This window comes from Rhizobium mongolense USDA 1844 (genome assembly GCF_000419765.1).
Taxonomy (GTDB): Bacteria; Pseudomonadota; Alphaproteobacteria; order Rhizobiales; family Rhizobiaceae; genus Rhizobium; species Rhizobium mongolense.
On the sequence record NZ_ATTQ01000004.1, the window covers coordinates 294,937 to 309,046 of the forward strand.

At 59.6% G+C, this 14,110-nt stretch carries 14 protein-coding genes and 1 other RNA gene; 9 read left to right on the top strand and 6 right to left on the bottom strand.

Annotated elements, in window-relative coordinates:
- Positions 1–20: 20 nt before the first annotated feature.
- The 3 genes from A3C3_RS0109390 to A3C3_RS0109400 form a co-directional block, all read right to left on the bottom strand.
- Positions 21–818, bottom strand: a complete 798-nt coding sequence (locus tag A3C3_RS0109390; protein WP_022714349.1) for a glycoside hydrolase family 25 protein — start codon at positions 816–818, stop codon at positions 21–23.
- A 125-nt stretch (positions 819–943) separates the two neighbouring features.
- Positions 944–1,564: a class I SAM-dependent methyltransferase gene (locus tag A3C3_RS0109395; protein ID WP_246719032.1), complete on the bottom strand. Its 621-nt coding sequence runs from the start codon at positions 1,562–1,564 to the stop codon at positions 944–946.
- Positions 1,565–1,614: 50 nt separating this feature from the next.
- Positions 1,615–2,859: a BtaA family protein gene (locus A3C3_RS0109400; protein ID WP_022714351.1), complete on the bottom strand. Its 1,245-nt coding sequence runs from the start codon at positions 2,857–2,859 to the stop codon at positions 1,615–1,617.
- Between the two features lie 178 nt (positions 2,860–3,037).
- On the opposite strand from A3C3_RS0109400, the gene A3C3_RS0109405 reads away from it, so the two are divergent.
- Positions 3,038–4,420 (top strand): serine hydrolase domain-containing protein, encoded by a 1,383-nt coding sequence (locus A3C3_RS0109405; protein ID WP_022714352.1) that lies wholly within the window; start codon positions 3,038–3,040, stop codon positions 4,418–4,420.
- A 20-nt stretch (positions 4,421–4,440) separates the two neighbouring features.
- Here the strand turns inward: A3C3_RS0109405 and A3C3_RS0109410 are convergent, their stop codons facing one another.
- The 3 genes from A3C3_RS0109410 to A3C3_RS0109420 form a co-directional block, all read right to left on the bottom strand.
- Entirely contained in the window at positions 4,441–5,385 is a 945-nt protein-coding gene (locus A3C3_RS0109410) for a lytic transglycosylase domain-containing protein (protein ID WP_022714353.1), read from the bottom strand.
- 112 nt (positions 5,386–5,497) lie between these two features.
- A complete protein-coding gene (locus A3C3_RS0109415) occupies positions 5,498–6,133 on the bottom strand; it encodes a LysE family translocator (RefSeq protein ID WP_022714354.1) in 636 nt (211 codons plus the stop codon).
- Positions 6,134–6,191: 58 nt separating this feature from the next.
- On the bottom strand, positions 6,192–7,403 hold the full coding sequence (locus A3C3_RS0109420) for a pyrophosphate--fructose-6-phosphate 1-phosphotransferase (RefSeq protein ID WP_022714355.1): 1,212 nt from the start codon (positions 7,401–7,403) through the stop codon (positions 6,192–6,194).
- A gap of 389 nt (positions 7,404–7,792) precedes the next feature.
- On the opposite strand from A3C3_RS0109420, the gene A3C3_RS0109425 reads away from it, so the two are divergent.
- From A3C3_RS0109425 to ftsL, 8 genes are all read left to right on the top strand, one after another.
- Positions 7,793–8,500, top strand: a complete 708-nt coding sequence (locus A3C3_RS0109425) for a J domain-containing protein (protein ID WP_022714356.1) — start codon at positions 7,793–7,795, stop codon at positions 8,498–8,500.
- Positions 8,497–9,258 carry an N-acetylmuramoyl-L-alanine amidase gene (locus A3C3_RS0109430; RefSeq protein WP_022714357.1) on the top strand — a complete coding sequence of 254 codons (762 nt, stop codon included), beginning with the start codon at positions 8,497–8,499 and terminating at the stop codon, positions 9,256–9,258. The genes A3C3_RS0109425 and A3C3_RS0109430 overlap by 4 nt, the downstream gene beginning before the upstream one ends.
- 262 nt (positions 9,259–9,520) lie before the next feature.
- A complete protein-coding gene (locus tag A3C3_RS0109435; RefSeq protein WP_028739520.1) occupies positions 9,521–10,084 on the top strand; it encodes a lytic transglycosylase domain-containing protein in 564 nt (187 codons plus the stop codon).
- A 54-nt stretch (positions 10,085–10,138) separates the two neighbouring features.
- The gene (locus tag A3C3_RS0109440) at positions 10,139–11,314 is read left to right on the top strand and encodes an NAD(P)/FAD-dependent oxidoreductase (protein ID WP_022714359.1); all 1,176 of its coding nucleotides are present in this window, start codon (positions 10,139–10,141) and stop codon (positions 11,312–11,314) included.
- Between the two features lie 56 nt (positions 11,315–11,370).
- Positions 11,371–11,768, top strand: an RNA gene (gene rnpB, locus A3C3_RS42555) — RNase P RNA component class A.
- A gap of 417 nt (positions 11,769–12,185) precedes the next feature.
- The gene (gene mraZ, locus A3C3_RS0109450) at positions 12,186–12,626 is read left to right on the top strand and encodes a division/cell wall cluster transcriptional repressor MraZ (protein WP_028739521.1); all 441 of its coding nucleotides are present in this window, start codon (positions 12,186–12,188) and stop codon (positions 12,624–12,626) included.
- A 14-nt stretch (positions 12,627–12,640) separates the two neighbouring features.
- On the top strand, positions 12,641–13,666 hold the full coding sequence (rsmH, locus tag A3C3_RS0109455) for a 16S rRNA (cytosine(1402)-N(4))-methyltransferase RsmH (RefSeq protein ID WP_028739522.1): 1,026 nt from the start codon (positions 12,641–12,643) through the stop codon (positions 13,664–13,666).
- Between the two features lies 1 nt (position 13,667).
- Complete coding sequence (gene ftsL, locus A3C3_RS0109460; RefSeq protein ID WP_022714361.1) at positions 13,668–14,108, top strand: cell division protein FtsL; 441 nt, start codon at positions 13,668–13,670, stop codon at positions 14,106–14,108.
- Positions 14,109–14,110 lie beyond the last annotated feature (2 nt).

Below are 14,110 nucleotides of genomic sequence, written 5' to 3' on the forward strand. Positions count from 1 at the left end.
AGAAAGATCGGCGGACGTTACTAAGAATTTCTGTCCTTAGAAACGGAAGCCACCCAGTTGGCCCAGTTCTTTGAGGAGCCCGCAAACACATTGATGTCCGCGGGGCCCTTGATGCCGGGGATCACACCGGTCGACGTATACTGCCAGAAGGCCCAGCGGCGGTCGGCATAGGTGACTTCCGGGTGCTTGGCCACCGAGCGGACCCAGAAGTGATAGTCCTGGAAATAACCCTGCAGATTGTCGCGGTGGAAATCGACCGATGTGTAGATGATCGGCCGCTTGCCGTAATAGGCTTCGAGGCGGTCCATGAAGCGCTGCATCTGAGCGCGGACGGTCGCCGGGTCCGGCCGGAAGCGGCAGGTCTTCGATTCGCCGTTCCATTCGACGTCCAGGACCGGCGGCAGGCGCATCGATTCCCGCGGGACGTTCTGGATGAACCAGTCGGCCTGCTCATCGGCCGACGAGCAGAAATAATAGAAATGATAGGGCGCATGGGGGATGCCGACGGCACGGGCGCGCTGCCAGTATTCATTGAAGCGCGGGTCGAACCTGTCCTTGCCCTCGGTCGCCTTGATGAAGGCAAAGGCGACGCCGGAAGTCTTCACCGTCTGCCAATCGATATCGCCCTGCCACTTGGAGATGTCGATGCCGTGAACCTCGTTCCGATGCGGATGCTTCGCCCCGAAATCCTGCGGGTCGGTATCCTTGAAGCGGGTCTTCGGTTTTATGGATGCGGTCTCAAGATAATCATATCCCGATGAAGTACAGCCGGCCAACATGATAGCCAATGGCAATACACAAAACAAAATCCGGCGCATAAATGTCCCGTCGTGGACCGAATGATCGACTTGCCCCACAGCTTGACCTTCGAAAGACGAGTTTCAGTAGAGGAATCCCCCTGTTTCAACATATCAACGTAAAAAATCGGTTAGTTTCAAGTGAATTATGAAGGCCGGGCGATGATTGCTGCCCGCCAGGCATAGCCACCGCCGATCGTCTCGAACGACAATCTCGCGTTGTTTTCATGGGCTTGCGTTTCCAGCAGCTGGCGCAGATCGGCGCGAGGCGTGACGTGAAATTTTGCAAGCCATGACTTCAGCGCCGCCCTGAACCAGGCCGGCAGGTCCTCCTGCTGGCCGAAATCGACGATGTGCAGCTGTCCGCCGGGGTTCAATGCGGCGATTGCGGCATCGACGGCGCGTTCCCAATCGGGAATCATCGAGAGCGCATAGGAAATGAGGATCCGGTCGAAGCCGCCGACACCGAATTCGCGTGGCGTGAAGGCGGTCGCATCGGCGACGCGAAAATCGGCAACCGCTGCCTTCGTGGCGAATGTTTTACGCGCCGAACTCAGCATTTCCTGCGAAATGTCGAGGCCATAGAGCCTAGCGCCGGAAAACAGCCGGTGTGCGAGTACCAGGTTGCGGCCGGTGCCGCAGCCGACTTCTAGCAGCGTGCCGCCTTCCGGGATGTCCAGGTTGCGGATCGTACGGTCGCGGCCGAGCAGGTAGTATTTGCGCGTCAGATCATAGATATGGCGCTGGTAGCGATACATGCCGTCCATGAGATTGGCATGCTTTTCGGCTTTCTCGTCCACGATGGTGCGGATTTCGGTCACGCCTTCTTTCCGTAGATGTGGAAGCCGCCGTAGATGGCCGAACGGTCGAGTGCGGTCATATCTCGGGACTTCTCCGCGAAATATTCCCATTGATCGCGGATCGCTCGGGAAAGACGGCCCTCGATGACGCTTTTTTCGGCCGCCGTGCGGAAGATGACGCGGGCGCCGGGGCGGGCGGTGCGGGTAATCTCCGCCCAGAGCTCGTTCAGCTGCTGGTCCGTCATCCAGTCCTGCGCGTCGAGCAGGATATAACGGTCGCGAGAGGCGGCGGGTTCCTTGACGAGAAGCTCGGTGAAGCTTGCATGATGGACGTTGACGCGATCGGTATTGGAGCGGATCACCTCGTAGTGCTCCCGCTTCAGATAGGTCGGCAGCGGGCCTTCGTCATCGCAGGCATACCGGCGACCAAAAGCCTGCCAGGCGAAATAGTTTTCGCTCATCGGAAAATGGCAGGCGAGCTTTTCGAGGCGATGCTTCAGCACCGGTGCGATCGACTGATCGGCGGCGAGGCTGGCTAGCTCGTCATATTGCTGCGGCGGAATGCCAAGACCGAAAAGCGAGCTCTTGCGTCCTGTAATCCAGCGCACCACCGGCTTTTCGAAGAGGGGCGCAACCTGCTCGTCGAAGAACTGGCGCTGTTCGCGGATGGAGCGGGTTTTCGTCATCTCTTTGAGATCGACGCCGTGCAGGCGGGCGAGCAGATGGGCCGCGCCGATGAAGCGGCCGAGCAGGCCGGTCTCATAGAAATTGCGGTTAAAGACGGTGACGCGGCGGCGGCCGAACTTGCGGCCGTTCCAATAGGCGCGTGTCGTCTCATCGAGCTTGGACGACAGGAAGTGGTCGAAGGCCTGGCTGTTCGAGCGCTCGTTCGGCATGGCGAGGAAGCGCACGAGGTCGGTATGGCCGGGAAGATGCTTGAAGGCAGCAAGCTTCAGGCGGTTTAGCGCGATATGGTGCGGGTTGAGGTCGACCACATCGATGGAGGCCGGCGCCTTGGAGAGATAGGCGAGCATGTTGCAGCCGCCCGAGCCGATCGTGACGATTCGGTGATGCGGCTGCAGTTCCATCGCCTGCATGTCGAGATCCGGATCCTCCCAGATCTGCGGATAGACGAGGCCGGAAAAGAGCAGGCCGAAAAGCCGTTCCGAAAAGCCGTCCTTGGAAAATGCCTTGTGGCGGAGAAGAGCGTCCTTGAGTTTCCGGTTCTTGCGGAAGCCGGTATCCGGTGCAAATTCCGTCATATGAGTCTGTCACCCTTTTTGCGTTCAGGGCGTGTAGCGCGTCCCTGCTACAGTTTGATGACGCAGGCTGTGGGTATCGCTTTCCACAGGAATTGCCTGGCAGGATACGGCACTCGCATTCTTGTGCTCTTTTTTGTGAAGAGATTTCCTGCTTCTCTCCGTTCGTGGAGGCAATGACATGCGATTTGTTCTGCGTATCGTGAAGGCACTCGCCACTGCTTCCGTCGTCATCGTCATCGGAGGCGGGACCTGGCTATACGTCGATCCGCCCGAGCTGTTGCGCGTGGGTGACGGATATGCGGCGAAGATTGTCTGCTCGAATGTCTTTTTGGCAGGACGCGACCCGCAAGCGGTGCTCTACGGCGACGTACAAGCGCCGGGCAATCCTCTACTGCGATTGGTGAGAGTTTCGGTCGATCGGGATCAGGGTCGTGTGACGGCGCGCATCCTGGGGCTCTTCGCACCCGGATATGCGCTCTATCGGGGGGCGTTCGGCTGCACGAGCGTGCCTGACGGCAATTTCAAGGCTGCTGCCGAGGCTGTACCTTCGGATACGCCGCCGCGGGTGGTTCCGGAGAACGCGGCACTATGGCCGGAAGGCGAGAGCGTTGCTGAAGCTAACGACGGAGAGCTTGCGTCGCTGCTGGCAAACGACGTGCTGGCCGGTCCGCAAATGCGGGCGATGGTCGTCGTTCACAACGACCGGATCGTGGCGGAGCGCTACGGCGAAGGCTTCGATGCGAAAACGCCTCTGCTTGGCTGGTCGATGACCAAGACAGTCAATGCGGCGCTCGTCGGGCGCGCCATTCTCGATGGAAAGGTGGATTTCAACGCGACCAACCTTTTGCCGCAGTGGAAGGATGACGAACGGTCGCAGATCAGGCTCCGGGATCTGCTGGGCATGGAAAGCGGCCTCGCGTTCAACGAGGAGTACGGCGATGTCACGGATGTGACGCGCATGCTCTATCTCGACCCCGATATGGTTTCGTTGCCCGCCAATGCGCCGTTCGAAGCAAAGCCCGGTGAACGCTTCCGTTATTCGAGCGGCACTGCGGTCCTATTGTCGCGAATCTGGATGGATGGGGTAGGCGACCAGAAAAAGGCCTTCTCTTATCCGAGGGAGGCACTTTTCAAGCCGCTCGGCATGTCGAGCGCGGTGCTGGAGGTCGATGCCCGTGGCACCTTTGCAGGCAGTTCCTATCTCTACGCGACGGCGCGCGATTGGGCGCGTTTCGGTCAATTCCTGCTTCGGGACGGCGTCTGGAACGGTCAGCGGCTCCTGCCGGACGGGTTTGTCAGGGCGATGCGAACGCCGACGCAATCGTCGGGCGGTAAATATACGCACGGCCAGGCATGGCTCGCAGCACCCGGCGGAGATACGAGCGCCGAAGCGGGGCTGCCGGAAGATACCTTCTGGCTGGAAGGACATGACGGGCAAAGCATGGCGATCGTGCCATCCGCCGATCTGGTCTTCGTCCGCATGGGCTTGACGCCAGGCCGCCTCGGCTACAAGCCGCAGCTCATGCTGAAAGAACTGCTGGCCGCGCTGCCTGCCAGTTGAGCATATGTGAATGCGAAAGCTTAGTAGTTGCCGTGGGCAACATCCGTCATGCCTTTGCGCTTGGCATCGTAATAATAGCCGCGCGCATAAAGCCTCACGGCATCTTCTTCCTTGTTGTCGGAAACGAGCCATGCGCCGCGCAGGTATTTCGCGGCATATTTGATGTTGGTTTCGGCGTCGAGAAGGCCGGTGGGCGCGCCGTCATAGCCCATCGATTTGGCCGTATTGTATTTGATCTGCATCAAGCCGAAATAGCCGCGCTTGTTGTAAGCCTTTGGATTGTAACGGCTTTCGCGGTGCACCACGCGGTGGATCAATGTTTCGGGGACTTCGTAAAGTTTCGAATATTTGCTGATCAGCTTGCTGATAAAGCTCTTTTGCGCGGTCGGCGCGGTATCAATGTCGCTGTCGCTGAACATCGGCGGCGCGGCTGGCGGGTCCATCGGACCGGACTCGTCGAAGGTAAAATCCGACATCGAGCGCCGCGCGGGGCCGACGGAGGCGATCGCAGCCAGGGCGCCGCTCTGCGGCGCTGTCGCTGCGAAAGCAAGCTGTGTCGATGGCGATGCCGGAGTGCCTGGACGCGGGGTCGGCACGACCGATTGGATCGCCGTCATTTCCGGCGTCAGCGGAATCTGCATGCCACTCGCGGTCATCGCCTGCTGCATGGCAGGATCGGCAGACGTTGCCGTCGCCGGCATTACCGTTGCGGCCGCGGTCAAAGCGGGTGTCGCCTGTGGATTGGAAGCTGCGAATGCGGTTTCGGGCTGGCTGGCGCCGTCGGCGGCCGGTACGGCGGCCATCATCATCGCATCTTCGCCAGGCTTCGGGGTTGGAACGACGCTCTGCACAGCGGTCAATTCCGCCTGGGACGTGTACTCGACCGTCGAGCATCCGGCTATACCGCACAGCATTGTCGTCACGACAAGGCCGCGTTTCAGGCCGGAAAATCCGTTCGCTACCATTCTGTCACTTTCGTGAATCGCGCCGCCCTGGCAGCATTTAAAAGTTATCGAGACCCTGAACCCGGATTTGCCATTAACCTATTCGCTGTTGCGCCGCAACCCGGGGAAAACGTCAGGCGGCGATGCGGCGATAACCGGCCGTCACGGCGCCTGCAGCGATCAATAACGTCCCGCCGGTGCGGTTGACGGCGCGCTGCACGCTGGCCTTGCGGATGAGGCCGCGTGCGGCATTCGCGAGAAGGGCGTAAGTCGAAGCATTGATCGCTGCGAGAACGAGGAAGGTCAGCTCCATGATGACCATCTGTTCGAAGAAGGGCTGCGCGGGGTTGAGGAATTGCGGAACGAAGGCGACGAAAAAGACGATGCTCTTCGGATTGAGCGCCGTCACGATATAGGCGTGCAGGAAGATCTTCAGCGACTTCTCTTCCGGCAGGTTGTCGTTGTCGGCGACCGGTTCGGTGATGAGCGGCGCGCGCCAAAGCTTGATGCCTAGCCAGATGAGGTAGGCGCCGCCGATCCACTTCAGCACTGTGAAGAGCATGGCCGATGCGGCCAGGACCGCACCGAGGCCGAAGAGGGAAGCCGTCATCGCCGTGAAATCGCCGAGCGCCACGCCGCTCACCGTCGCCAGCGCCGTCCTTCGTCCATGGCCAAGCGCATAGGACACGACAAGCAGGATGGTCGGCCCCGGAATGGCAAGCATGATGGCGGATGCGGCGGCGAAAGCGAGCCAGGCTTCGAGCGACATGGAATCTCCTCCCAATCCCTAAGAAACAAGCAAAGACACCATATTAGCCCTGCGTCAATCATGCTTCCTGGTATTTTTGTCCGATCGTATCCATCACTTCGGCGAACCATCTGGTCGAAAGATCGAAGGCCTTGCCGCCCTTGATGCGGGGGAACTCGATGGTGCGTAATTTGCCGTCCTGTCCTTCGTCATGGCCAGTGACGCCGGAAACCTTGTTGAGGGCGCTTTCGACAGCCAGGTCCACCATGCTGTGGATGAGGCGAAGGTCGTCGCCATTGGCGGGCGCGGAGCGGGCGAAATAGCCAGATTTCTGGACCAGCGAACGCTCGGCATTGACGAGGTTGGCGAACTGCTTCTGGAACCAGCCGCCGACATTGATCGTGTCGATCTTCACATGGCCGAAGGCATCGCGCTTGATGGTCTCGCCGGCGGCTTCCCGCTCCGCGACGATGGCATCAAGGCAGGCGCCTTCAGAGACGAAGACGGTCGCATGGCCGGTCTTGTCCATGATCTCTTTGAGGCGTTCGGCTTCGGCCTGCAGATCAAAAGCCATTTCCGGCAGATAGACGGCATCGATGCTTTTCATGCCCGCATTCATCATCATCCCGTCGACATATTCGTAGTTCTTCGTACGGCTGAGATAGGCCCGAGCGGTCGCCGCCGTCAGCCAGCCGCAGTGGCGGCCCATGACCTCGTGGATGACGAGCGTGCGCGGCGCCGCACTCTGCTCGTTGCTCACATTGTCGAAGAAATGCGCACCGACTTCGGCCGCCGTCCAGGCGCCCAGAGACTGGCGGATCGGCACGACGTCGTTGTCGACCGTCTTCGGCAGGCCGACGACGGTAAGGTCGTAATTATTGGCAGCGAGATAGGCTGCGAGATCGGCAGCAGTCGTGTTGGTGTCGTCGCCGCCGATGGTGTGAAGGATGGTAACGCCGTCATCGGCAAGGCGTTCGGCGGCGACGCGAAGCGGGTTCTCACCTTCCTTGACTAAGCCGCGCTTGACGCAATCGGCGGCATTGGTGAGCTTGACGCGGCTGTTGCCGATCGGCGAGCCGCCGAAGCGGTGGAGAAGCGGCGCCTTTTGGCGCATTTCCGTGCTGATCTGGATGCTGTCGCCAAGCAGCACGCCCTGATAGCCCGATTTATAGGCAATGAGCTCGGCATCCGGCGCGACGTCGCTGTAGCGCTCGATGAGTCCGCCGACGGCGGAGGAAAGACAGGGAGCCAGGCCTCCGGCGGTCAGCATTGCTACTTTCTGTTTGGCCATTTTCCCTCCTTGAGTGCTTTGTGCGGGTGGTCGCATGCAGCTTACCTAACGCATGGATGCGGCAGGGAAAGAGCCCTGTAAAGCAAAGAATTTACGAAAAGTGCAAGGCTGCGGCGGGCAGGCCAAGGAAGGTGGCAAGAAGGGCGCATCTAATCGTTTCAAGCCCCGATTTGCTTTCTGAGACGCGCTGTGGAAAATCTCAAGCAGGCTCTAAAGCCTGTCCGAAAGGCGCAGAAAGGTGCGCATCCGAGTGCTGCCTCCAGCCTCACAAGAGGCGCTACAATTACCGAATTGTGAAAAGTGTTTTCAATCCTACGACCAATCGCCGCCTTGCAATGGCTATGATTATTTGATCAAGGTATTTTCATATTGCGATGCGAGAAACTTCGATGTCCTTCTGGGAAAAACTGTTGAATGCTGTTGGCAACGCTGCGGGTAACCTGCTCGCGGCGATGGTTGAGGCGATCCGCACGGTTTTCGAGGGTGATCCCGAGACCCGTCGCAAGGTCGCGTTCTCCGTCGCGATCATCGCGCTTTCCGCCAAGATGGCGAAGGCCGACGGGATCGTCAGCGAGAAGGAAGTCCGGGCTTTCCGCGACATTTTCTTCTTTCCGCAGGACCAGGCGAAGAACGTTGCCCGCCTCTACAATCTCGCGCGCCAGGATGTCGCGGGTTATGAGGCCTATGCCGCGAAGCTTTCTTCACTCTGCGTCAGCTGCGCCGCCAATTGTGCTGTTCTGGAAGACGTCCTCGACGGCCTCTTCCACATCGCCAAGGCGGACGGGGCGGTCCATGAGAAGGAGATGAATTTCCTCCGTCATATCGGCCAGATCTTCGAAATGAGCGAAGAACGTTTCGAGCAGATCGCGGCGCGCCATGTTTCGATCGGCCGCGATCCTTACAAGGTCCTCGGCGTTTCGCCTTCCGACGATTTCCCGACGATCCGCCGCCGCTATCACGGCCTTGTCAGCGAGAACCATCCCGACCGGCTGATTTCGCGCGGCGTGCCCAGGGAGTTCCACGCGATCGCCAACGAGCGCATGGCTGCCCTCAACGATGCCTATGCGACGATCGAGAAGGAACGCCGCGCCGCATGACCTCTTTCGAGGCCGACTACAGCAAGGCTTGCGTGCAGCCGTCGCCGAACCATGGCGTGCGTGCGGACGGGCGCAAACCGGATATGATCATCCTTCATTACACGGGCATGCCGACGCCGGAATCGGCGCTCGATTGGCTCTGTCGCGAGGAGAGCGAGGTCTCCTGCCACTATTTCGTCCACGAGAACGGCGATGTCGTTCAACTCGTTGCGGAGGCGCGTCGGGCGTGGCATGCCGGCAAGGGCAGCTGGCACGGCGAGGGGGATATCAATTCCCGATCCATCGGCATCGAAATCGCCAATGCCGGGCATCCGGGCGGCCTGCCGGACTTCCCGAAAAAGCAGATTGCGGCGGTGATCGAATTGTGTCGTGATTGCGGCAAACGTTGGTCGATCGCGCCCGAAAGGGTGCTTGCGCACTCGGACGTTGCGCCCATTCGCAAGGTCGATCCGGGGGAGAAATTTCCCTGGGCGGAACTGCATCACGCAGGGGTAGGACACTGGGTCGATCCGGCGCCGATCACCGGCGGGCGCTTCTTCCAACGGGGCGACTGCGGCCAACCGGTCGAAGCCTTGCAGTCGATGCTTTCGCTTTACGGTTATGCCACGGAAATCACAGGTGAATTCTCCGAGAGAACGGCGGGCGACGTGGAGGCCTTCCAACGTCATTTCCGCCAGGAGCGCGTCGACGGCATTGCCGACTTTTCGACGATCGACACGCTGCACCGGCTGCTCTCTGCGCTGCCACGCTATTCATGACGTCTGTGTGACACTCAAGCAACGTTTTTGATCAAACGTCCTTGAATGCTGCGCTGCCACATCATTTCCCTATTATCTCCTCATTGCGATGGTCTAACCCCGGTCGCTGAACGGCGCTCGCGGCTGTTTTTGTGTGTAGCTGCGGGAGTCAAAATGAAACGATAAGAATTGCTGCGGAACGTTGCCAGTCCTTGGCACGTGAAACCGGAAGACGGCGAGGCGCGCAGTCCGGTAATTCTTTGGGTCGGAGTAACTAGACTACATGAGACATATGATTATTGGTGCAGCGGCATGCGCAAGCCTGCTGCTGGCAGGGTACGGCTGCGCTTTTGCCGGCGATGCAGGTAATAAAAACAATGACGGGAACGAAAAAACCCAGACGGTGCTTTTCAAGACCGTCGACCGCCAAAGCGGTTATGCAATGCCGGATTTCACAGCCAATAAATATTCCGTTCTAATTGCCAAATACGCCGAGCAATATGACGTGCCTGTCGAGCTTGCCCACGCCGTCGTCCGTGTCGAGAGCAATTTCAACCCGAAGGCACGCGGCAGCGCAGGCGAGATCGGCCTCATGCAGATCAAGCCGGCAACGGCGCGCATGATGGGTTATTCGGGAACGAAGAAGGGCCTCTTCGATCCGGAAACGAACATCAAATATGGGATGAAATATCTGGCGACTGCCCACGAGCTCGGCGGCGGCCAAACCTGCAATACCATCCTCAAATACAATGCCGGCCACGGCGCACGGAAGATGAACCCGATCTCAAAGGCCTATTGCGGCAAAGTGCTCACTCTTATGTCGAGCGCGGCGCAAACCTCGATTTAACAATATGAATTGCGTCGGCCGCCGTGCTATCTGGACCTCGAAGCGAGGTGAGATATGGCGGCTGATTTCAAATATATCGTCGTCGGCCGCGGCATGATGGGCGCGGCGGCGGCGAAGCATCTGGCGAGACAGACCGACGGCGTTGCCGTGATCGGTCCAGACGAACCGGAAAATCGCAAGGCGCATCAGGGTGTTTTCGCCAGCCATTACGACGAGGGCCGCATCACCCGGACCGTCGATCCGGATCGCGACTGGGCCCTGCTCGCCAATCGTTCTATCGCCCGATATGCTGAGATCGAAGCAGAGAGCGGCATCACATTCTACACCGAAGCGGGTTGCGTCTTCGTGGCGCCGGCGCAGAGCGACTATATCGTCAACACGGCAAAAGCCGCTGCATCGCTTGGTGTCGAAACGAGGCTGCTCGACGAGGCGAGCCTCAAAGCAGCGTTTCCTTTCTTTGCCCTGCCGGACGGCTGCGAGAGCGTATTCCAGGTAAAGGGCGCCGGCCATATCAGTCCGCGCAAACTGGTCAAGGCGCAGTCGATCATTGCGGAAAAGGCGGGTGCAACAGTCGTTCGCGACTATGTGACGGCAATCCGCGAGGCGGGCGGGGTTGCTGCTGTCGAGACCTCGGCCGGCAAGGTGTACTCGGCGGAAAAAGTGCTGCTTGCGGCAGGCGGTTTTTCCATTGGCGAGAATCTGTTGCCGCAATCGGTTGATATGTCGGTTCATGGGCGGACGGTCACACTGTTCGAGGTGAACGAGGCGCAGGCCGCAGAGTTTGCCGTCATGCCGTCGCTGATCGTCGAGGCGCCGGAGACCGACATCTATCTGCTGCCTCCGATCCGGTATCCTGACGGGAGATATTATCTGAAGATCGGCGGCGATCCCGATGACTACCTCCTTAAGACCGAAAAGGATTTGCGTGCCTGGTTCAGGACCGACGGCCGGCCGGCGGCGCGCGACCATCTCATGGCGATTGTCCGCCGTCTTGTTCCGGATTTGCGGCCGCTTTCCGTTTTGACGGCGGCCTGCGCCGTCTCGCATACGAAGAGCCGTTATCCGATGGTCGGCTATACGTCGTCTCCACGGCTTGCGGTGCTGACTGGCTGCGCCGGCACTTCGGCGAAGAGTTCGGACGAGATCGGCCGTCTCGGGGCAGAGCTGTTGTTTAAGGGTGAGATCGGGGATCAGGGCTACGCCACGGATTTCAAACCTTCTTTCCGGTAATGGCATGCGTATATTTCCAGTGGCAATTGGCGGCACTCTCGGCTATTTGAGCCCTGCCAGTTGGCCGGGCAGCCGCGCTTTACCAATGTCGAAAGGCGGTAAGGTGAGGAAAGTCCGGGCTCCACGGAAATACGGTGCCGGATAACGTCCGGCGAGGGCGACCTCAGGGAAAGTGCCACAGAAAGCAAACCGCCTGCGCTTGCGCAGGTAAGGGTGAAAGGGTGGGGTAAGAGCCCACCGCGTCTCCGGCAACGGCGACGGCACGGTAAACCCCACCGGGAGCAAGACCGAATAGGGATGACGTGGCGGGCGAAAGCCTGCCGGCCGGTTTCCAGGTCAGTCATCCGGGTGGGTTGCGTGAGGCAGCGTGCAAACGCTGTCCCAGAGGAATGGCTGCCACGTTCCGGTTTCGGCCGGAGCCATACAGAACCCGGCTTACAGGCCAACTGGCGATTAACTTCTGTGGCGTCGGATTTCGAGGGCCGATCCGTAATCCTCTGATTGTTCGCGATTTTTGCGCATGATTGCGCACGGGCCGTCGTGCCGATTTCTTTTTCTCATCGATGCTTTCTGGGACGAGCGGAAGTGTCGATCCTAACCCTTTGTTAAACTTAACAGCTTATAAATTTTCGATACTGCGCTCATCGCGAGACGGGCGTTTCCCATTGACGCCCATATGGTCCCATGCTATCCCATAAATGCACTGCACGAGGGCAATCAAACGCCCATCAATCGCAAAGCCAAGGCGTCGTCCTTTCCGGAGGCGCCGGATGGATTTTTGTTCATCCGGCTGGCGAAGCTGTGTCTGAATTTGAGGGTTTCGGGCATCTGAATTGTGCTCGGGCTCTTTCGGGAACGGATGTTTCGTGTCATGAGCCGCTTCCTTTCGAATGCGACCAACCGGATCGATTCCAAGGGCAGGGTTTCCGTGCCTGCGGCCTTTCGCTCCGTTCTGGCGCAGCGCAACGTCCAGGAGCTCTATTGCTTTCAGGACTTTGTGTTTCCGGCGATCAGCGTCGGCGGCCCGGATCTTCTCGAAAGGTTCGAGCGGCAGATCGCTGCGGAAGATCCGTTTTCGCCGGATGCGAACGAGATGTCGCTTCTTATCCATGGGGGCGGGGTCTTCATGAAGCTCGACGCCGAGGGGCGGCTGATGGTCACGGACTTCATCCGCGACTTTACCGGCATCTCGGACGAGGTGGCCTTCGTCGGTCGGGCGGATCATTTTCAGCTGTGGCAGCCGCAGGCATTCCAGGCGGCGCAGATACAGGCACGAGGGGAGCGCAGGCTGGCGGGCAGGCGCTCCGGATAGAACGAGGGTACGGAATGGCGGCGAATCCTGGCGGAGGTTCAACTGATGCCGGTGGCGGACCGGTTCGCCACATTCCGGTTCTTCTTGCCGAAGTGCTTTCGGCACTTCAGCCGGCTTCCGGCAAAATAATTCTTGATGGGACCTTTGGTGCGGGCGGCTATACATCGGCCATTCTCGATGCCGGCGCTGATGTGATTGCGTTGGATCGGGATCCGACGGCAATTGCGGCCGGCCAGGACATGGTCGCAGCCTATGGCGGCCGCCTCAAGCTCACGCATTCGCAGTTTTCCAGCCTGGCAGATCATGCACCTGAGAGTGGACTCGACGGCGTCGTGCTCGACATCGGTGTTTCCTCGATGCAGATCGATGAGGCTGAGCGCGGTTTCTCCTTCCAGAAGAGCGGACCGCTCGACATGCGCATGTCTGCTTCTGGCGTTTCTGCCGCCGACGTCGTCAATCGTGCAAAGGTCGCCGAACTCATCCGAATCTTCCATTTCCTCGGCGAAGAAGATCAGGCGCCGCGTATCGCGCATGCCATCGAGAAGAGCCGGACCGAAAAGCCGTTCGAAACGACGCGTGATCTCGCCGGGCTCATCGAGGTCGTGACGCCGCGCAAGATGAAGGACAAGATTCATCCGGCGACGCGCGTTTTCCAGGCGCTTCGCATCTTCGTCAATGACGAGCTTGGCGAGCTCGGGCAGGCGCTCTTTGCCGCCGAGCGCGTCTTGAAGCCCGGCGGTCGTCTCGTGGTCGTCACCTTCCATTCGCTGGAAGACCGTATCGTCAAGAAATTCTTCTCCGACCGCGCCGGCAAAGCTTCGGGCTCGCGCCATCTGCCGATCGCCCATGAGCGCGCGGCGACCTTCGAACCAATCGGTAAATCCATGATTGCTGCAGGTAAGGCTGAAGCCGAGGCTAATCCGCGGGCGCGTTCCGCCAAGCTGCGGGCCGGCATGCGTACCAATGCGCCGGCCGAAGCTGCGGATATGTCGATCTTCGGATTGCCCAGTCTTGCCAGCCTCGGAAAGCTTGGAGGTTGATATGCTGAGAACGTTCGACTTTGTGCTCATCGGCATCATGACGGCAGCGGCCACCGTGACCTATACAATCAAGCACCGCGCAGAACTGAAGCTCGAAGAGGTTCATCGCCTCGAAGCCGAGATCAAGCTTGAAAAGGATACGATCGATCTGCTCAAGGCCGACTGGGCGCTGCAATCTCAGCCGAACCGGCTGGAGCGTCTGGTGAACACCTATAATGGCGAACTGAAGTTGCAGCCGACGGACTCCACCGCGCTCGTCCATACGCGCGAATTGCCGATGTTGAAATCGCAGGTTCCGGTTCCGGAAATCACCGAGGCGAAGAACGGCCGGAAGCCTGGTGCAAGCGCAGGTACGGCCGTTGCTGCCAAGGCGCAGCCGGTTCCCACTCCGGCACCGCGGGCGGAAGAAGAGGATCTGATGTCAACGGGATCTGTGGAGTAGCC